General features: G+C 66.0%; 22 protein-coding genes. 10 read left to right on the top strand and 12 right to left on the bottom strand.

Annotated features, from left to right (window positions below):
- The first annotated feature begins 88 nt into the window (after positions 1–88).
- The 9 genes from ACAG24_RS20850 (at position 89) to ACAG24_RS20890 (ending at position 6,811) form a co-directional block, all read left to right on the top strand.
- Entirely contained in the window at positions 89–1,123 is a 1,035-nt protein-coding gene (locus ACAG24_RS20850) for a 2Fe-2S iron-sulfur cluster-binding protein (protein ID WP_370474322.1), read from the top strand.
- A 25-nt stretch (positions 1,124–1,148) separates the two neighbouring features.
- Positions 1,149–1,904 carry an SDR family NAD(P)-dependent oxidoreductase gene (locus ACAG24_RS20855; RefSeq protein ID WP_370474323.1) on the top strand — a complete coding sequence of 252 codons (756 nt, stop codon included), beginning with the start codon at positions 1,149–1,151 and terminating at the stop codon, positions 1,902–1,904.
- Between the two features lie 45 nt (positions 1,905–1,949).
- A complete protein-coding gene (locus tag ACAG24_RS20860) occupies positions 1,950–3,221 on the top strand; it encodes an aromatic ring-hydroxylating oxygenase subunit alpha (protein ID WP_370474324.1) in 1,272 nt (423 codons plus the stop codon).
- Positions 3,222–3,223: 2 nt separating this feature from the next.
- Positions 3,224–3,553, top strand: a complete 330-nt coding sequence (locus ACAG24_RS20865) for a hypothetical protein (protein WP_370474325.1) — start codon at positions 3,224–3,226, stop codon at positions 3,551–3,553.
- Between the two features lie 14 nt (positions 3,554–3,567).
- Positions 3,568–4,413, top strand: a complete 846-nt coding sequence (locus ACAG24_RS20870) for a TauD/TfdA dioxygenase family protein (RefSeq protein WP_370474326.1) — start codon at positions 3,568–3,570, stop codon at positions 4,411–4,413.
- An 8-nt stretch (positions 4,414–4,421) separates the two neighbouring features.
- A complete protein-coding gene (locus ACAG24_RS20875) occupies positions 4,422–4,952 on the top strand; it encodes a carboxymuconolactone decarboxylase family protein (RefSeq protein ID WP_370474441.1) in 531 nt (176 codons plus the stop codon).
- Positions 4,953–5,051: 99 nt separating this feature from the next.
- Positions 5,052–6,326, top strand: a complete 1,275-nt coding sequence (locus ACAG24_RS20880) for a cytochrome P450 (protein WP_370474327.1) — start codon at positions 5,052–5,054, stop codon at positions 6,324–6,326.
- On the top strand, positions 6,323–6,514 hold the full coding sequence (locus ACAG24_RS20885) for a ferredoxin (RefSeq protein WP_370474328.1): 192 nt from the start codon (positions 6,323–6,325) through the stop codon (positions 6,512–6,514). Before ACAG24_RS20880 ends, ACAG24_RS20885 begins: the two co-directional genes overlap by 4 nt.
- A 12-nt stretch (positions 6,515–6,526) precedes the next feature.
- A complete protein-coding gene (locus tag ACAG24_RS20890) occupies positions 6,527–6,811 on the top strand; it encodes a DUF1330 domain-containing protein (protein ID WP_370474329.1) in 285 nt (94 codons plus the stop codon).
- 11 nt (positions 6,812–6,822) lie between these two features.
- On the opposite strand, the gene ACAG24_RS20895 is transcribed toward ACAG24_RS20890, so the two are convergent.
- From ACAG24_RS20895 to ACAG24_RS20940, 10 genes are all read right to left on the bottom strand, one after another.
- Positions 6,823–7,590, bottom strand: coding sequence for an alpha/beta fold hydrolase (locus tag ACAG24_RS20895; RefSeq protein WP_370474330.1), 768 nt, complete (start codon positions 7,588–7,590; stop codon positions 6,823–6,825).
- A gap of 4 nt (positions 7,591–7,594) precedes the next feature.
- Positions 7,595–8,797 carry a cytochrome P450 gene (locus ACAG24_RS20900; protein WP_370474331.1) on the bottom strand — a complete coding sequence of 401 codons (1,203 nt, stop codon included), beginning with the start codon at positions 8,795–8,797 and terminating at the stop codon, positions 7,595–7,597.
- A complete protein-coding gene (locus ACAG24_RS20905) occupies positions 8,794–8,994 on the bottom strand; it encodes a ferredoxin (RefSeq protein ID WP_370474332.1) in 201 nt (66 codons plus the stop codon). Before ACAG24_RS20905 ends, ACAG24_RS20900 begins: the two co-directional genes overlap by 4 nt.
- Before the next feature lie 28 nt (positions 8,995–9,022).
- Positions 9,023–10,225 carry a cytochrome P450 gene (locus tag ACAG24_RS20910; RefSeq protein WP_370474333.1) on the bottom strand — a complete coding sequence of 401 codons (1,203 nt, stop codon included), beginning with the start codon at positions 10,223–10,225 and terminating at the stop codon, positions 9,023–9,025.
- A gap of 124 nt (positions 10,226–10,349) precedes the next feature.
- Entirely contained in the window at positions 10,350–11,141 is a 792-nt protein-coding gene (locus ACAG24_RS20915) for an NAD(P)-dependent oxidoreductase (RefSeq protein WP_370474334.1), read from the bottom strand.
- A complete protein-coding gene (locus tag ACAG24_RS20920) occupies positions 11,138–11,956 on the bottom strand; it encodes an NAD(P)-dependent oxidoreductase (protein ID WP_370474335.1) in 819 nt (272 codons plus the stop codon). The genes ACAG24_RS20915 and ACAG24_RS20920 overlap by 4 nt, the downstream gene beginning before the upstream one ends.
- Positions 11,956–12,789: an alpha/beta hydrolase gene (locus ACAG24_RS20925; protein WP_370474442.1), complete on the bottom strand. Its 834-nt coding sequence runs from the start codon at positions 12,787–12,789 to the stop codon at positions 11,956–11,958. Before ACAG24_RS20925 ends, ACAG24_RS20920 begins: the two co-directional genes overlap by 1 nt.
- 44 nt (positions 12,790–12,833) lie before the next feature.
- Complete coding sequence (locus ACAG24_RS20930; RefSeq protein WP_370474336.1) at positions 12,834–14,480, bottom strand: thiolase C-terminal domain-containing protein; 1,647 nt, start codon at positions 14,478–14,480, stop codon at positions 12,834–12,836.
- 28 nt (positions 14,481–14,508) lie between these two features.
- The gene (locus tag ACAG24_RS20935) at positions 14,509–14,802 is read right to left on the bottom strand and encodes a ferredoxin (RefSeq protein ID WP_370474443.1); all 294 of its coding nucleotides are present in this window, start codon (positions 14,800–14,802) and stop codon (positions 14,509–14,511) included.
- 8 nt (positions 14,803–14,810) lie between these two features.
- A complete protein-coding gene (locus ACAG24_RS20940) occupies positions 14,811–16,103 on the bottom strand; it encodes an NADH-ubiquinone oxidoreductase-F iron-sulfur binding region domain-containing protein (protein ID WP_370474337.1) in 1,293 nt (430 codons plus the stop codon).
- Between the two features lie 20 nt (positions 16,104–16,123).
- On the opposite strand from ACAG24_RS20940, the gene ACAG24_RS20945 reads away from it, so the two are divergent.
- Positions 16,124–16,600 carry a hypothetical protein gene (locus tag ACAG24_RS20945; RefSeq protein WP_370474338.1) on the top strand — a complete coding sequence of 159 codons (477 nt, stop codon included), beginning with the start codon at positions 16,124–16,126 and terminating at the stop codon, positions 16,598–16,600.
- 41 nt (positions 16,601–16,641) lie between these two features.
- Here the strand turns inward: ACAG24_RS20945 and ACAG24_RS20950 are convergent, their stop codons facing one another.
- Positions 16,642–17,529 carry an alpha/beta fold hydrolase gene (locus tag ACAG24_RS20950; protein ID WP_370474339.1) on the bottom strand — a complete coding sequence of 296 codons (888 nt, stop codon included), beginning with the start codon at positions 17,527–17,529 and terminating at the stop codon, positions 16,642–16,644.
- Positions 17,530–17,542: 13 nt separating this feature from the next.
- A complete protein-coding gene (locus tag ACAG24_RS20955; protein ID WP_370474340.1) occupies positions 17,543–17,932 on the bottom strand; it encodes a Rieske (2Fe-2S) protein in 390 nt (129 codons plus the stop codon).
- Between the last annotated feature and the right edge of the window lies 1 nt (position 17,933).

The following is a 17,933-nucleotide window of genomic DNA, read 5'->3' on the forward strand; positions in this document are numbered from 1 at the left end:
AAGGTTTCTCGCACAACAGCTGCTGGAATGTAATTCCGGCGCGGTAGAGGCTTGAGGTCAATGACAAGTACTTGATAATATGGACAGGATGGCTGAGGAAATGACCGCTGACGGCTTCGCGCCGCTTCGCATCAGGCGCGTCGTGCGCGAGACCTCCGATGCGGTGTCGCTTGTGCTCGACGTACCGGAGCACTGCATGCAGCGCTTCCGCTACCAGGCCGGCCAGTTCCTGACCGTCCGGGTCAGCGTCGACGGGCGCGACCTGCGCCGCTGCTACTCGATGTCCTCGGCGCCCGCGGAAGAGGAACTGCGGATCACGGTCAAGCGGGATCCCGGCGGTGTCGTGTCGAACTGGATCAACGACTCGGCCGCCGAGGGTGACGAGCTGCGCGCCGCGCCTCCCGAGGGAAGATTCGTTCTGCCGAAGGATGTTTCGGAAGACGAACCGCTGGTCGCGTTCGCGGGCGGAAGCGGGATCACCCCGATCATGTCGCTGGTGCGCACCGCCCTCTCCGAGTCGGAAAGGCCGGTGCGGTTGTTCTACGCCAATCGAGGCCGGGGTTCGGTGATCTTCTCGGGCCCCCTGGCGCACCTGGCCGAGCAGCATGCCGACCGCCTCACCGTCGAGCACCACTATGACGAAGACGGCGGCGTGGTCACCGCTTCGGCCGTGACGTCTTTCGCAACTCCCGCCGGCGCCGGGCATTACTACGTGTGCGGTCCCGCTCCGTTCATGGACACGGTGGAGGCGGCACTCCTGGAGTCGGGAGTGGCGAAACAGCGCCTGCATCTCGAACGGTTCACGATCGCCGAAGTGCCGCCCGGTGTCACCGACGACACCGACGAACAGTGCGAACAGGTTGTCATCGAACTCGATCGCCAGAAGGTCGCCGCCGCTTACCGGCAGGGTGAGACGCTGCTGCAGACCGCGCGGCAGAAAGGGCTGAAAGCACCGGCATCGTGCGAAACAGGTTCCTGCGGAACGTGTATGGCCAAAGTCGTGGAAGGCAGCGCGCGCATGCGGATCAACGACGCCCTTGACGAGGACGAAGTCGAAGAGGGCTGGGTGCTCACATGCCAGTCACTGCCCACCAGTCGAAAGGTCCACGTGGTCTACGAATGAAACAACGATGAGTGAACGATCGAGAATGACCTCAACGAGTAGTCGGGTAGCGGTCGTGACCGGCGGAGCCTCCGGCATGGGGGAGTCCACGTGCCACGAGCTCGGCAGGAGGGGCCATAAGGTCGCAGTCCTGGACCTCAACGGTGAGGCGGCGCAACGGGTCGCCGAGGAGTTGCGCGCCGATGGCGTCGCGGCGCTCGGCCTCGCCGCCGACGTCACCGACCGCGCGGCGGTCGAGGATGAGTTCGCCAAGGTGCGCACCGAGCTCGGGCCGGTCCACATCCTCGTAACCAGTGCCGGCCTGGTGGATTTCGCCCCGTTTCTCGAAATTTCGCCGCAGTCCTGGCAGCGGCTGATCGAGGTGAATCTCAACGGCACGTTCCACTGTGCTCAGGTCGCCATCCCGGATATGCTCGACGCCGGCTGGGGGCGCATTGTGATGATCTCGTCGTCGAGCGCGCAGCGCGGGTCACCCGGGATGGCCCACTACGCCGCCTCGAAGGGAGCGCTGATCTCGTTCACGCGGTCCCTGGCCCGCGAATACGGTCCGATGGGCATCACGGTCAACAACGTTCCGCCATCGGGTATCGAGACGCCGATGCAGCACCAGTCCCAGGCGGCGGGCTTCCTGCCGCCCAACGAGCAGATGGCGGCCAGCATTCCGGTCGGCCACCTCGGCACCGGCGACGACATCGCCGCCGCGGTCGGGTTCCTGTGCTCCGAAGAGGCAGGCTTCATCACCGGTCAAACGCTGGGTGTCAACGGCGGATCGGTGATGTGATGACAGTCAGAAGTCCCAAAGGCCGTTCGCGACAGGGAGGTTCGCATGCCTAAGTGGCCCAAGCCAGCCGAGGGCAGCTGGACGGAGCACTATCCGGAACTCGGCACGGGTCCGGTCTCGTTCCGGGACTCGACATCGCCGGAGTTCTACGAACTCGAGCGCGAGGCCGTCTTCAAGCGCGCCTGGCTCAACGTCGGCCGCGTCGAGGAGCTTCCGCGCGTCGGCAGCTACCTGACGAAGGACATCGATGCGGCCAGGACGTCGGTGATCGTCGTGAAGGGCCGCGACGAGCAGATCCGGGCGTTCTACAACATCTGTCGTCATCGCGGAAACAAGCTGGTGTGGAACGACTTTCCCAGCGAAGAGGTCAAAGGCGCCTGCCGGCAGTTCACCTGCAAGTATCACGGATGGCGCTACGGGCTCGACGGCGAACTGAAGTTCGTGCAACAGCCTGGCGAATTCTTCGACCTCGACACCTCGAAGTACGGTCTCAAGCCGGTGCACTGCGACGTGTGGAACGGGTTCATCTTCATCAACTTCGACCCGGAGCCCCGTCAGACGCTGCGCGAGTTCCTGGGGCCGATGATCACCGCGCTGGACGACTATCCGTTCGAGATGATGACCGAGCGTTACGATTTCGTCGCGCACAACAACAGCAACTGGAAGATTTTCGCCGACGCGTTCCAGGAGTACTACCACGTGCCGTCCCTGCATTCGCAGCAGGTGCCGACCGAGGTGCGTCAGCCGAACGCGACCTTCGAGTGCGGACATTTCCAGATCGACGGGCCGCACCGCCTCGTGTCGACGGCGGGCACCCGGCGGTGGCTCCTCGCTCCCGAGTTCATGTATCCCGTCGAAAGGGCAACGCGCAGTGGGCTGGTCGGCCCCTGGCGGACCCCGGATACACATCAGTCGGCGGGGCTGAACCCCGGCGGCATCGAGCCGTGGGGTATCACGAACTTCCAGATCTTCCCGAACCTGGAGATCCTGATCTACCACGGCTGGTATCTGCTGTACCGCTACTGGCCCACCTCGCACAACACGCACAAGTTCGAGGCGTACAACGCCTTTCACCCGGCGCGCACCGTGCGCGAGCGGATTGAGCACGAGGTCGCGTCCGTCGTCCTCAAAGAGTTCGCCCTGCAGGACGCCGGCATGCTCGGCGGCACCCAGGCCGCCCTCGAGTACGGCCTGGGTGAGCCGATAGTCGACGACTATCCGCTCAACGACCAGGAGATCCTGGTCCGGCACCTCCATCACGTCGCCGTCGACTGGGTGCAGCGGTACAAGGCCGAACGAAGCCCGGCGGGGGTCTGACCATGCCTCGTCTTCCCGAAGACTTCGCCGAACTCGAGCAGTTCGCCGACAAGTGGTGCCTGGCAACCGAACCGGAGCGCTGGGAGGCGCGGCTGAGCACGCCGATGCCGGAGATTCACGCCTTCTACGAAGCGTTCACACCCCGCTTCGAGGAAGCCATCGACTACTGCGACAAGTTCCCCCTCGACGAGCTGCCCGAGGATGTGCTCAACCTACTGCACCTCGTGTACTCGATGATCATGGTCTCGATGGCTGTCGAGGTCTTCGGGACGCAGAAACCCGCCGATTCCGCCGACGCCGTCATCGACCGCGTCAGCGCGCCGGTGCCTTAGACAGGACAGGACGCATGACTCTGCTGACGATCAACAAATTGACCCCCTCGGTCGGCGCTGAAGTACTCGACGTCGATCCCGATCGCCTGGCGTCAGACGACTCGCTGGGTGAAGCGGTGCTGGATGCGCTGGAAGCCAACGGGGTGCTCGTGTTCCCAAGCCTCGGCCTGGACCCCGAGGCCCAGGTTGCGTTCAGCCGTCGCCTTGGCGTGGTCGACCACTCCTCGGACGGGCATCACCCGGTGGCAGGCATCTATCCGATCACGCTGGACAAGTCGAAGAACAAGTCGGCCTCCTACCTGCGCGCGACCTTCGACTGGCACATCGACGGCTGCACGCCGACTGGCGACGAGTGCCCGCAGAAGGCCACCGTGCTCTCCGCCGTCCAGGTCGCCGATCGCGGCGGCGAGACGGAGTTCGCGAATTCCTATGCGGCGTACGACGCGTTCACCGAGGACGAGAAGGAACGCTTCTCGGCGCTGCGGGTGGTGCACTCGCTGGAGGCCTCGCAGAGCAGGGTCAACCCCAATCCTTCCGCGGAGGAACTTGCTCGCTGGCGGGCCCGGCCAACACACGAGCATCCGCTGGTGTGGACCCACCGCAGTGGCCGCAAGTCCCTCGTGCTCGGCGCGTCGGCGCACTACGTGGTCGGAATGGACCGCGACGAAGGTCAGGAGCTGCTGGCCGGACTGCTGGAGCGCGCCACTCGGCCCGAACTCGTGTACAGCCACCGATGGTCGGTGGGCGACACCGTCATCTGGGACAACAACGGAGTGCTGCACCGGGCCGCGCCGTACGACCCCGAGTCGCAGCGGGAGATGTTGCGCACGACCGTGCTCGGCGACGAGCCGATCCAGTAGTGGACGAGGTGCCGCGGCTGGAGCCGCTGCCCGCAGAGTGCTGGGACGACGCGGTGCAGGCAGCGCTGAGTCCGTTGCTGCCCGCCGAGCGGGCCAATCCACGCGACGCGGGCAACGTGCTCGGCACGCTCGTCCACCACCCGGAGCTGACCCGCGCGTACCTGACGTTCAACGCTCATCTGCTCGTCTCGTCGACGCTGTCGCCCCGGGTGCGTGAGGTGGCGTTGCTGCGTGCAGTCCAGGTGCGACCCTGCGAATACCTGTGGGACCACCACATCCCGATCGCGCAGCGCACCGGTCTGTCGGCCGCCGAGATCGACGCGATCCGGGCGGGGGACCCACAGCACCCGGTGGACAGATTGGTGGTGCGGGCCGTCGACGAGCTGAACGAGTCCAACACACTGAGCGACCCGGTGTGGTCGGAGCTGCGCGCCCACTTCGACGAACGCCAGTTGATGGACCTGATCTTCACGATCGGCTGCTACCAGCTGCTGGGCGCCGCCGTGAACGTGTTGGGCATCCAGCCGGAGGCCTCCTGATCGCCGTTCTCGTTGACGAGACGGTGCCGATATGAAAATCTGATACGCAATAATGAGAATCACGTTCTCATCAATATGGACCGTCAGAACGGAGTGGGAATGACGGAAGACCTCACCACGGTCGACTTCTTCAGGGACAGCCGGCTCACGGATGACCCGTATACGTTCTACGAGGCACTGCGAAACAAATGCCCCGTGACCAAGGAGGAGCATTACGGGGTCACGATGGTCACCGGCTGGCAGGAGGCCGTCGACGTCTATAACGACTCCGAGACCTTCTCGTCCTGCATCTCGGTGACAGGCCCCTTCCCAGGTTTCCCGGTCCCGCTCGAAGGTGACGATGTCACCGCTCTGATCGTCGAGCACCGCGACGAGATTCCGTTCAGCGATCAGCTGCCGACGCTCGACCCGCCGACGCACACCGACCACCGCGCGCTCCTGATGCGGCTCATCACGCCCAAGCGTCTCAAGGAGAACGAGGACGCGATGTGGGCCCTGGCCGACAAGAACCTCGACAGGTTCCTGGCGCCGGGCGAGGGTGAATTCATCAAGGGGTTCGCCGGCCCGTTCACGCTGCAGGTGATCGCCGATCTCCTCGGTGTTCCGGAGGAGGACCGCGACGACCTGCTGGAACGGCTGGCCCGCGGCACGCACGGCAGCGGTCTCGGCAACGCCGACAAGGCGCTGACAAAGACGCCGCTGGAGTACCTATACGACGTCTTCGCGACCTACATCGAGGAGCGTCGGGCCGAACCGCGCGGCGACGTCCTCACCGGCCTGGCGACCGCGACGTTCCCCGACGGCTCGCTGCCCGAGGTGGGCGACGTCGTACGCGTGGCCACGAATGTCTTCTCCGCAGGGCAGGAGACCACCGTGCGGTTGCTCAGCACAGCGCTGAAGGTCATCGGCGACCAGCCCGAGATCCAGGCCAAGCTGCGCGAAAACCGCGATCTGCTCGGCAATTTCATCGAGGAGTGCCTGCGTATCGAGAGCCCCGTCAAAGGCGACTTCCGGCTCTCGCGCGTGCCGACGACCGTCGGCGATCAGGCGCTCGGTGCGGGTTGCACGGTCATGGTCATCAACGGCGCAGCCAACCGCGATCCGCGTCGCTTCGAAGATCCCGACACATTCGACCCCGAACGCAAGAACGCGCGTCAGCACCTGGCCTTCGGTCGCGGTATCCACAGCTGCCCGGGTGCGCCGCTGGCCCGCGCCGAGACCAGGGTCGGTTTGGAGCGACTTCTCGACCGCACCACCGACATCCGGATCTCGGAGAAGATGCACGGGCCGCGGGAGAACCGGCGCTACCAGTACATCCCGACCTACATCCTGCGCGGACTCACCGAGCTGCATCTCGAATTCGACGTCCGATGAGGGTCGTGGTCGACGAGGATCGTTGCGCCGGCCACGGAATGTGCCTGACGCTGTGCCCCGAAGTCTTTGAGATGACCGATGACGGATGGGCGGTGGCCGATCCCGGGGATGTGCCCGCGGATCTTGAGACGGCCGCCAGGGAAGCCATCGACAACTGTCCCGAACGAGCAATTCGCGAAATCGACTGAGAGGGTTCACTTGTGGCTAAGGGTTATGTGGTCATCACCGAAGAGATCAAGGACGCGGCGGGGATGGCCGAATACGGCAAGCTGGCGTCGCAGACCATGGCCGGTGCGACCGTGCTGTCGATCGGACACAACCCGACGGTCCTCGAAGGTGAATGGCCCGCCAACCAGACCGTTCTGCTGGAGTTCGAATCGGTCGAGGCGGCCAAGGAGTGGTATTACTCCGACGCCTACCAGGAGGCCCTGAAGCTGCGCCGTGCCGCGGCCGATTGCCACGGAGTGATCATCTCCGGTTTCTGAGCCGGGGGAGATCAAGCGGGGGACAGCGGTGCGACCGGTGAGGTCGTCGTCGCGTGCACCAGCAGTTCCGCCAAGTCGCGGGGGCGCGACAGGAACGGCGAGTGGGACGCGTCGATCGCCAGCGGCGTGACACCGAGCCTGCGCGCAACGGTGTCGGCCAACCAGCGGGGCATCGACCGATCCTGTTCGCAGACAATGAAACTGCGCGGCAGGTCAGCCTCCCAGAAGTGAGGGACCGAGACCGGGGTCACCGTCGTGTCCCCGAACCGTTCCGGCCCGAGGCGCTCGAATGCCCAGCGCGCCGTTGCTTCGTCGCAGTCATGGTAGAAGTACTTCCACGCACCGTCGAAGTCCGCGAACGTCATCGCGCCGTCCTCTTCGAAATGCAGGTAGCTCAACATCTCTCCGACGTCAGCGTCGAAGCCGTCCCCAAGGTCCTCGTCGTCGCGCATGGCCATTGCCTCGGGGTAGGTGCGACCCTCGCGGGGCAGTGCCGCGGCCAGGTAGACGATGTGGCTCACCAGATCCGGGCGGGCGTCGGCAGCCAGGGTCGCGTCGAAGCCGCCGCCTGAGTGCCCCACCAACACGCATTCGTCATCGGCCATCGCGGTGAGGATCGCGTCCCGCCGGTTGGCCAGCGTCGACTCCTGACCGATCCGCGCGCCGTGCCCTGGAAGGTCGACGGCAACCGCGTCATGACCGAGGTCCTGCAACTCGACGATCGTTCGCTCCCAGCACCACGCGGCGTGAAATCCGCCGTGCACGAGGACGAAACGCACTGAGCTACCTCAGCACTCGCACCGGGACGCTGGACCAGCCCGCGACGTTCTGTGCGGAGACCCGCGTGCACCCGTCGAAGTCCACCTCGTAGCGTGGCATGAAGTCGAGCAGCCGCTCAAGGGCGATCGCGCTCTCCATCCGGGCGAGGGCGGCACCCAGGCAACTGTGCACGCCGTACCCGAACCCCAGGTTCTGCGCCTCGGCGCGGTCGCGGTCGATGTCGAAAATATCCGCGTCGGTGAACGCCTCCGGGTCACGGTTCGCCGAACCAGCGAGCAGGAACACGGGTTTGCCTTCGGGAATGGTGACACCGTGCAGCTCGATGTCCCTCATCGAACGGCGGACGTTGTACTGGTTGGGCGCCTCGTAGCGCAACAGTTCCTCGACGGCGGCAGGAATCTTGCTGCGGTCGTCGAGCAACTTCTGCCACTGATCTGGGTTGCGTGCGAAAGTGACCGCCGCGTTGCCGACCAACTTTGTGACGGTCTCCGCGCCGGCACCGCCCAAAAGGGTTGCAAAACCTGCGATTTCGAAATCGTCGAGAGACTGCTTCTCGCCGTCCTCCCGCACGATCTCGGCCGCGACCAGCCTGCTGAACATGTCCTCGCGGGGCTCGGCGCGACGCTCCTGAATGATCTGGTAGTACAGCCCCATCAGCTCGCCGACCGCCTGCATGCCCTCCTCGGACATGTCGATCTGTCCCGGCTCCCGCCTCAAGGAGGTGTCCACCCATTCGCCCACCTGATGGCGATACTGTTCGGGCACCCCGAGCATCTGCGTGATCACCTGAACGGGAAAGAGTGCGGAGAAGTCCTGCACGACATCGAACGCGTCACGGTCGGCAGGCAGGAATCGGTCGATGGTCTCGGTGACCATGGGGCGCAACGCCTCGATGGCCCGTGGCGTGAAGACCTTGTTCACCAGGCTGCGCATCTGACGGTGTTCGGGCGGGTCCATCATGATGATCATCTTCGCCATCATCGGTTCATCGGATCGCACCGTGGAAAGGTCGAGACCGTAGGCCGACGAGAAGGATTCGAAGTCCTTGTACGCCGCCGCGACATCTTCGTGACGCGACAGTGCGTAGAAATCGTGCTCGGCGTTGTAGTAGACCGGCGCTTCGTCGCGCATCCGCCGATAGATCTCCCAGGCCCCGTTGAAGAACTCCTCAGAGAACGGGTCGAAGACGAGCTCGGTTGCCGTCATTCGTCTTTGATGGCGATCGCCTGCCGCGGGCACTGCCGCACGGATTCTTTGACCTGGTGCTCGTTCTCGGGGGTCACCTCGTCCTGCAGGACGTGCAGATAATCGTCGTCGTCGAGTTCGAACACTTCCGGGATGATGCCCATGCACACCCCGTTGCTCTCACAGAGGCCGAAATCGACCTCGATCTTCTGAGTCATGCGCGATCCCGCTCCGCTTCTCGCTGGGTCATCTCAACACCTTCACCGGGACGTGGTGGAATCCTGCGACGTTCTGCATGTTGACGCGCTGGAGACCACTGAAATCAACCTCGTATCGAGGCATGAAGTCGAGCAGGTGCTCAAGTGCGATCGCGGTTTCCATCCTGGCCAGCGCCGCCCCGAGGCAACTGTGGATGCCGTACCCGAGTCCGAGGTTCTGAGCCTGGGCGCGGTCACGGGTGATGTCGAAGGTCTCGGCGTCGTCGAACGCGCGTGGATCGCGATTGGCGGAGGCGCCCATCAGGAACACCGGCTTGAACGCGGGAACGGTGCCGCTGGGCAGGACCACGTCCTTGACGCTGTAGCGGACGTTGTACTGCACCGGCCCCACGTAGCGCAGCAGCTCTTCCACAGCAGCGGGAATAAGGCTGCGGTCGTCCAGCAGCTTCTGCCACTGCTCGGGGTGCTCCGCGAAGACCACCACCGCGCTGCCCACCAGTTTCGTGACCGTCTCCGCTCCCGCACCGCCCAGCAGCGTGGCGAACCCGGCGATCTCGACGTCGTCGAGCTTGCGCAGGTTGCCGTCGTCGTCGGGGATCTCGGCGGCGATGAGCCGGCTGATCATGTCATCCTGCGGGTTCAGCCGACGTTCCTGCACCAGGCCGTAGTAGTACACGCCCGAGTCGATATTGGCCTGCATGTTCTCTTCGTCCAGGTCGATTTGACCCGGCTTGCGGTGCAGGCTCGTGTCGATCCAGTGCCGCACCTGCTGGCGGAATTCCTCGGGCACACCGGCCATGCGGGTGATGACCTCGACCGGGAACGGGCCGGAGAAGTCCTGCACGACGTCGAAGTGTTCCGGATCTGCCTGGCTCAGGTAGTGCTGGACGAGTTCGACGACCGTCTCGCGCTGGGACTGCACGGCGCGGGGCGTGAAGGCCTTGTTCAACAGGCTGCGCATATGCCGGTGGTCCGGCGGGTCCATGAAGATGATCGACTTCTGCGGCGCCTCCCCGGAGCGCACCATCGCCAGATCGCAGCCGCGCGCCGACGAGAAAGCGTCATGGTCGCGGAAGGCCGCGGCGACGTCCGCATGGCGGGTCAGCGCGTAGAAATCGCCCGCTTCGTCGTAGTAGATGGGAGCTTCGTCGCGCATCCGCCGATAGATCTCGTACGGGTTGTCGAAGTACTCCTGCGCCACCGGATCGAACACCAATTTGGGCTTGGTCACCATGTCCTCCTCGGCGCCCTGACCTGGGCCGAAAACGTTACGAAAGGCTGTTTTACTGTAACGAATCCAGTATGCGACATACAGTCTCGAAAGTCAGCCGATTGGGCAACGGTGAATTGCCGTGTCACGGGGTCACCGCGCTGACGAGACGGTCGAGTTCGCCGAGGTCACCGCCGAGGCCGGCGACGGTGTCGCGGACGACCGCGACATCCTTGCCGATGAACTCGCCGACCGCCGAGACGAACTTCTCCGCCGAGCCCGCCGCCGCGATCATCGACAGCACCCGGCTCTGGGCGCTGCCGTGCGCGAGCGCGTTCAGCAGTGGCGCCTCGTCGACACCGAGCCGTGAGCCGAGTCGAACTCCTTCGGCCACGAGCGCGATCTGGGCGGCGAACAGCGTGTTGTTGACGAGTTTGACCAGCTGTCCCGCACCCGTCGGGCCGGCATGCAGGATCGGGTCGCCGTAGGCGGCCAGCACCGGTCTGGTGCGCGCAAGCGCCTCCTCGTCCCCGCCGGCGAAGAGTGTCACGGCGCCCGCGGCGATGTCGTGCGGGCCGCCGCTGACCGGCGCATCGATGACGTCGACATGCGGATGCTTCGACGCGATCGCCCGCGCGGTGCTCGGGCTTCCCGTGGTGTGCAGGACGAGCGAAGAACCGCGGGGCATGTGTGCGACGAGGTCGCCGTCGAGACAGAGCTCGCTCACCTGATCATCGGTGAACACGCAGATTATGACGACATCGGCGGCGTCGGCGACGGCCTCGACGTCGGTCACGGCGTGTGCGCCCAGCTCCGCGATCGCCGTGCGCTTCGCTTCGGTTCTGCCCAGCACTCTGACCTGGTGGCCGGCCCCGACCAGACGGGCGACCATGGGCGTGCCCATGCGTCCAGCGCCAACGACACCGACCCGGGTCATCGCCTGTAGTCCATGGACTCCAGTGCCGCGTCGGCCGCCGTGAAGACTGCGCCTTCTGGGGCTTTGGCGGTCGCGGCCAGGCTCGCCGCGTGACGGACGTCCTTCTGCAGCAGGGCTCCGGCGATCGGGGCGAGGCCCTCCAGAGTTCCGCCGAACATCGAGATGCTGCCGACGGCCTTGCTGGTGGCCGAGCCGCGGTTGAGCACCTCGACGAGCTTGTCGCGGGGGATGCCGAGGGACTCACCGAGTTCCAGCGTGCTGACAGCACTGCCGAGGTTTGCGCTGAACAGCAGGTTGTTCAGGATCTTGGTGTTCTGGCCGCTGCCGAGCGGACCGAGGTACACGATGGGGTCGGCGTAGGTGGCGAACACCGGCCTGCACCGCTCGGCCACCTCCTCGTCACCGCCGACCATCACGAGCAGCGTCCCCTGCTCGACAGCGGGCCCACCGCCGCTGACCGGGGCATCGATGACAGAAATACCTTGCGCGGCTGCCTTTTCGGCGATCTCCCGGCAGGTCTCGGGGTGCACGGTGCTGTGGATGGCGATGATCCCGCCCTCGGCCAACCCGGCGAGTACACCCGAGTCGCCGTAGAGCACCTCACGGACGTCGTCGTCGCCGACCACGCACAGGCAGACGAGGTCGCTGGCGGCGCCCAGCTCCGCGGGCGTCGACGCGCTCTTGGCGGGCGTGTCGGCGTACGGCTCCAGGCTGGCCTGCCTGCGTGCCCACAGCGTGGTCTCGAAGCCTCCCTCCGCGATACGCCGTGCCATGGGCCCGCCCTGGCTGCCCAGTCCGATGAAACCGACTCGCATCAGCTCGCCTCCACTTGCTCTTGATCGCGGCCGCGCGCGTCCGCGATGCATTCTTCGATGAACGACAGCACTCTTCGGTGATACTCGCCGGCGGTGAGGCCGACGCTGATGTTGTGTCCGCTACCGTCCATCTCGTTGACCCGCACCCGAGGAGCCGCGGTGAACAGCGCCGTGACGGCCGCCACGGACTCAGCCGAGGTGTCCCAGACCTTCTCGTGGTCGGCGATGCTGAACTGCACCGGCGCTGTCAGTTTCGCGGCGAGGGCAGGGAAGTCGCGGCGGGCCCAGTTGGCGGTGACCTCGCCCTCGTAGGCGACGCCGGGCGCGGACAGCGCCCCGGTGAGCACCTCGGCGGGATAGAGATCGGTGGGCTGCCACAGTAGGTCGCGCAGCCCGGCGGGCCGCGACGTCACCGTGGCCTCGCTGATGATCGCTTTCGCGGGCTCGCTGTAGCGTAGGCCGGTACCGGCGAGCTCGACGCCGACGATGTCATCGCGTGTGGTGGCCAGCCGCAGCGCGAGTTCGCAGCCCGCGGAGTGGCCCATCACGAAAACGCCTGCACCCGAGGGGCTGTCGCCGATGATCTTGTCCACCGCCGCCGACGTCGCAGCGACACGCCGGGCCGGGTCGGCGAAGTCGGCGGCGTACACCGCCGACGTGCCGTAGCCAGGACGGTCCAGTGCGATCGTCGTGAATCCCTGTGCGGCCGCTGCTCGTAACAGGGAGAGCTCCGGGCGGCCGGGGCAGTCGAAGTACGCCGCCGATGTCGCTCCGCCGTGCACCGCGACGATCACCGCGCGGGGCTCGGCAGCGGGCGCGACGAGCGCCGACATCGGGATGGCGTCGACGAGGACGACCCGCGGTCGCGGTGCTGCCGTCACGCTTGAGTCCGCAGCAGAATGGCCCCGCTGGGCGTCAGACCACCGCTGCTGACGACCGCGACACGGGCGTCGGCGACCTGACGCTCGCCGGCCTCGCCGCGCAGCTGCGACACAGCCTCGTGGATGAGGCCCATACCGTGGGTGCGCCCGTGAGACAGCTGACCGCCGTGGGTGTTCAGCGGAATCACCCCGTCGCGGGCGATCGCCGTGCCGCCGTCGAGGAAGTCCTTGGCCTCGCCGATGCCGCAGAAGCCCAACGCCTCCAGCCATGAGAGGCAGTTGAAGGTGAACCCGTCGTACAACTCCGCGACGTCGACATCGCTGGGCCGCAACGAGGTTCGCGTCCACAGGTGCGCGGCCTGGCCGAGCACCTGCGGCTCGTGGGTGAGCGTGGTTTGATCCCAGTCGGTGCGCTCGATGATCTGGGTGCCGACCGCCTCGAAGTACACCGGCGGCTTCGGCGCGTCCGCGGCGGCATCGACGGCCGACACGACGACCGCGACGGCCCCGTCGCACGGCACGTCGCAGTCGTACAGACCGAACGGTGTCGTGATCGGCCGCGCGTTGAGATAGTCGTCCATCGTCATCGGATCGCGATAGATCGCGGTCGGGTTCAGTGCCGCGTTGGCGCGCTGATTCAGCGCGATCCAGCCCAGCGTCTCCTTCGTGGTGCCGTACCGGTGAAAGTGCCGCTGCGCGTTGAGCGCCAGGGTGTGTGCTGCCGACGTGGCCCCGAACGGTGCCTGCCAGCTGTTGACCCGCGCGCCACCGGGCGGGGAGACTTTTCCCTCCTTCATCAGCTGGTTGAACGTCGCCTCCCACAGCGTGCGGAAACACAGCACGTGGCGGGCCATACCGGTCGCGACGGCCATCACCGCGGCGATGACGGAGCCACCCGGGCCGAATGTGTCCATGCCGCCGTTGATCCATGTCGGGCGGATCCCGAGTGCACCCTCCAGTGCGGTGCAACCTCCCTCGCCCATGCCCATCGCATCCATCGCCGGATACGTGGAGAGCCCGTCGATGTCGGCCAGGGTCAGACCCGCGTCGGCGATCGCCTGCTCGCACGCATCCACCGTCAGCGACAGCGGCGACACCATCAGCCGTCGCCCCATCGTGGATGCGCCGATCCCCGTGATCGCCGCAGCGTCCTCGAACTTCGTCGTCGTCATCGTGGGGCGAACGAACTTCGGGAAATCCTGCGGGGCGATCTCGTCCTCGGGCAGCGGTGCCATCTCCGGTTCGGCGGTCGGCCGGAACAGCGGCAGCCACACGTCGTCGTTCTGGTCGAAAACGACCTCGAGCACACGGCCCAATTCCAGCTCGGCCGGGTCGCAGTCGATGATGTTGGTGGTCAGGCGAACCCGCGGATCCTCCTCGATCGCGACCTGCGCCACGACGTAGGGGGCGGGGAGACCGGGGATCGAGAAGCGTTCGTTCACCGTGAATGCGGACAGGACGGCTCGTCCCGAGACCTCGCGCGGGCCCAGGTTGTGGCTCTTGCAGTAGCGGCACACCGGCTGCGGCGGGTGGATCAGCGACTTGCAGTCGCCGCACCCCTGGATCCGCAGCACGCCGTCGGCGCCGGACGTCCAGAAGAACTCGTTGTCAAAGGTCAACTGCGGCAGCGGCAACCGGCTCATCGGTGTCCTCGGCTCTTCGCGCAAGCGCTCATCGCGTCATATCCCACTGCGCGGCATCGCTACCCGTGTTCAGGTTCTCCAGATCGGGTTCGTCCAACAGGGGAGTGTGTGGCTCGTCCGGTCTGCGTTCGGTCAGTTCCATGATCGCGTGCACGGGACAGTCCATCAGGGCGCGCTGCACCGCGTCCCTGTCCTCGTCGGGAATGTTCCCGTCGCCGACGAGGACGGCGTAGCCCCAGTCGTCGAGTGAGAAGTACTCGGGTGCGTGCTTGGCACAGATGCCGAAGCCGTCGCACAGCGTCCGGTCGAGTTTGATCCGCATCTTGTCGGTCACTGTGGCTCCACCTCGAACGGGCGCAAGGCGGTGAAGGCTGCCTTGTCGCAGCCGGGGCATTGCTGGTCGAGGTGCCTGGCGATGTCGTCCGGGAACAGGGCCAGCATGCTCGCCGCGATGTTGCAGGCCGCATCGAGCGTGGCGCACGCACCCCGGCCGCGCAGAACTTGGGACCACCGCTGCAACCGGGCCACGTCATCGGCGTCGGCGCTGCCGTCGCGCAAGGCTTTCGCGGCCGCCGCCATCGCCGCGGTGCCGTTGAAGCACGAGCCGCACTGATCGGCGTTCTCCCGGTCGTAGTACGCCAGTACCGAGGCGCCCACCGCGACCGGGCATTCCTCGGTGAGCACCGATACCGCGCCGCAGCCCAGACCGCTGCCCGCGGCGCGCAACGACTCGTGATCCATTGCCACGTCCAGGATGCGCTGGTCGAGCAGGCCCGTGAAATAGCCACCCATCAGTGCTCCCCGCACTCGGTCAGCCGAAATGCCGTGCAGGGCAATAAGTTCTGCCGCCGGGATGCCGAACGGCACCTCGTAGAGGCCCGGTGGCCTGCCCCCGCCCGTCACCGTCGCGAGGAATGTCCCCGCCGAGCCTTCGGTACCGACCTCGCGATAGGCGGCAGCTCCGTGCCGGTGGACGTAGGGCAGGTTGGCCAGGGTCTCGACATTGCTCACTGCGGTGGGCAACCCGCCCACGCCCTCTTCAAAGGGTCGCGGTGGTTTGTCGGTCGGCTTTGCCGGCCCGCCGTTGATGGCCCGAACCGCGGCCGTCTCCTCGCCGGCGACGTAACCGGCATCCACGGTGCACACACTGACGGTCACACCGTCCAGGCCGTCGGGGCCGACCTCGCCGAGCGCAGCTCGGATCGATTCGGCGGCAGCGCGATCCGAGACGTAGACATGGGTGTGACGGGCGCCGATGATCAGCGCCGCAAGGCGCAGTCCGTCCAGCACCAGGTGCGGGCGGTGACGCAGAAGCCAGCGATCTTTGACCGAGGCGGGTTCACCCTCTTCGCCATTGGCCACCAAGACGGTGTCCTGCCCGCGCAGCGACGCCTTGCGCACCGTGGTCAGCTTCACCGCCATCGGGAACGCGGCGCCGCCCCGGCCCACGACCCCGGCCGTGCCGATCTCGTCGAGCAGCGAGTCGGCATCGGTCATCGGTAGGTAGCCGCCCGAATCGCGGTACACCTCGTAGGATTCCGGCCCGGTACCGGTGGTCAGCAGCCGCGGCGTCAGGCCCGGCCACGCGGCGACGGTCAGTTCGGTGTTCATCGCCGTGCTCATCTCCGGCTACCCTTCCCTGCATGCGAACAGCGGTGGTGCGTGTCGGCGTCGATCTGGCCGGTGAACTGACCGCCGATCAACTCGCCACGGGCATGGCCGAACTCGCCGTGCTGGTGACCGAGGCGGGTGCCGAATTGATCGACAACAAGCTCCCGACGCTGCCGCCCGCCCGCCGCGAAGTCGAGATCCTGATGCGGGGAACGGATCCGACTGCGCTGCAATCCACGGCGGTTTCTCTGTGCACGAGGGTGTTTCCGACCGAACCGGTGCTCGGTGTGCTGACCTTCGTCAGCCACGGCACCGACGACGACGCTGTCGGCGTCCTCGCCGGCTTCGGGCTGACCGGGGCGATCGACCGCGTGGCCGGCGACGAAGGCTGGGACATCATCACCGTCACGCTGCGCAGAGCCGACCTCGCCCGCATCCCCGAGAGCCGCATCCATACCGCGCTGGAGGCGTCGACCAACTGCGAGGTCCGGATCGTCGCCATCGATTGACCGGGGCCGGCGTCGTCGCTGCGGTGGTTGAACAACTGCGGTCATTTCGACTTCTTCAGGAAATCCAGAATCGCCGGCGCGGCTTGGACCCAGGTGTCGAACATGTTAAAGCGTTTGACCTTTCCGGATGCCCGGGCCTCACCGGCACGCTCCCAGGCATCCTCGGGCCACGGCGGGTCGATCAGCTTGGAGCCCTTGATGAGGCAGCTGACCTCGAGTGAGGTGCGCTTCGGGTGGTCGAGATCGTTCTCGCCGCCGCGGATGATCAGTGTCGGGACTTTGATGTTGTCGAACATCTCGTCCTCGACGCCGGGGATGGTCTGACCAGGTTTCGGGACGAAGGCGTTGAGCCACCGCAACATCAACTTCAGGAAGGCCGCCGGGTCCTGCTCCAAAATACGTGCCTCGTTGTCCGGGTTCTCGGCGATCCGCTCCTGCCATTCCTGGACGTGGGCGACGGCCTTCATGCCGGCTCCGCGGACCGCGAGGATGCTGGGCACGATGTAGTAGGAGCCGAGCACGAAGGAGCCGTACACGCCGCCGACGATGTTCCACACCACCAGCTTCTTGACCAGCTCGGGGTAGAGCATGGTGGTCAGCATCGAATCCCGGGCGCCCCCGGACCCGCCGAGAAGGATCACCGGCCCGATGTCGAGTTTGGTGATCAGCTGCTGCAAAGTCTCTGCGCGCATATGCGATTCGCTCTGACCGTAGAACTGCACATCGGACTTCCCGCAGTTGGGACGGTCCCAGAGCAGTACGCGGTAGCCACCCTCCACGAGCTTTTTCGCCAGCGGCTTGAGCCCGGGAATGTCCTTGCTGAACCGGCCTCCTGGGGTCAACACAATGAATTCGCCCGCCGTATTGCTGGCGCCGAGGATTTCGTAGACGACGTTGCCGCCGTTGATCTCGATCTTCTTGTTGGGCACGTCAGCTCCGGGATCAGGCCTGCACGAGTACGTCGTTGCCGACGACCCGGACGGGATAGGTGCGGATACTCCACTCAGGCTTGACCGCGGTGGTGCCGGTCGCAAGCTCGAACCCCCACTGGTGCCACGGGCAGAAGATGAACTCCTTGTCCCGCACCATCACTGCATCGCCGGGTACGTCCTCGTCGACGATGTTGAGTCCGCGCGTCCGTCCCGCGCACAGCGGGCCGCCCTCGTGGGGGCAGTAGTTGGCGATCGCGTAGAACGTGCCGTTGACGTTGTAGACCCCGACGCCATGGCGTCCGATCGGCACCAGTTTGTGTGTGCCGGGCGGGATTTCGTCGACGGTCGCGACGACGTGCTCCCGCCCCTGCGCGAGGCGGGGCGTCTTTGGTTCGGTCATG

Source organism: Mycobacterium bulgaricum, from assembly GCF_041287165.2.
Classification (GTDB): domain Bacteria; phylum Actinomycetota; class Actinomycetes; order Mycobacteriales; family Mycobacteriaceae; genus Mycobacterium; species Mycobacterium bulgaricum.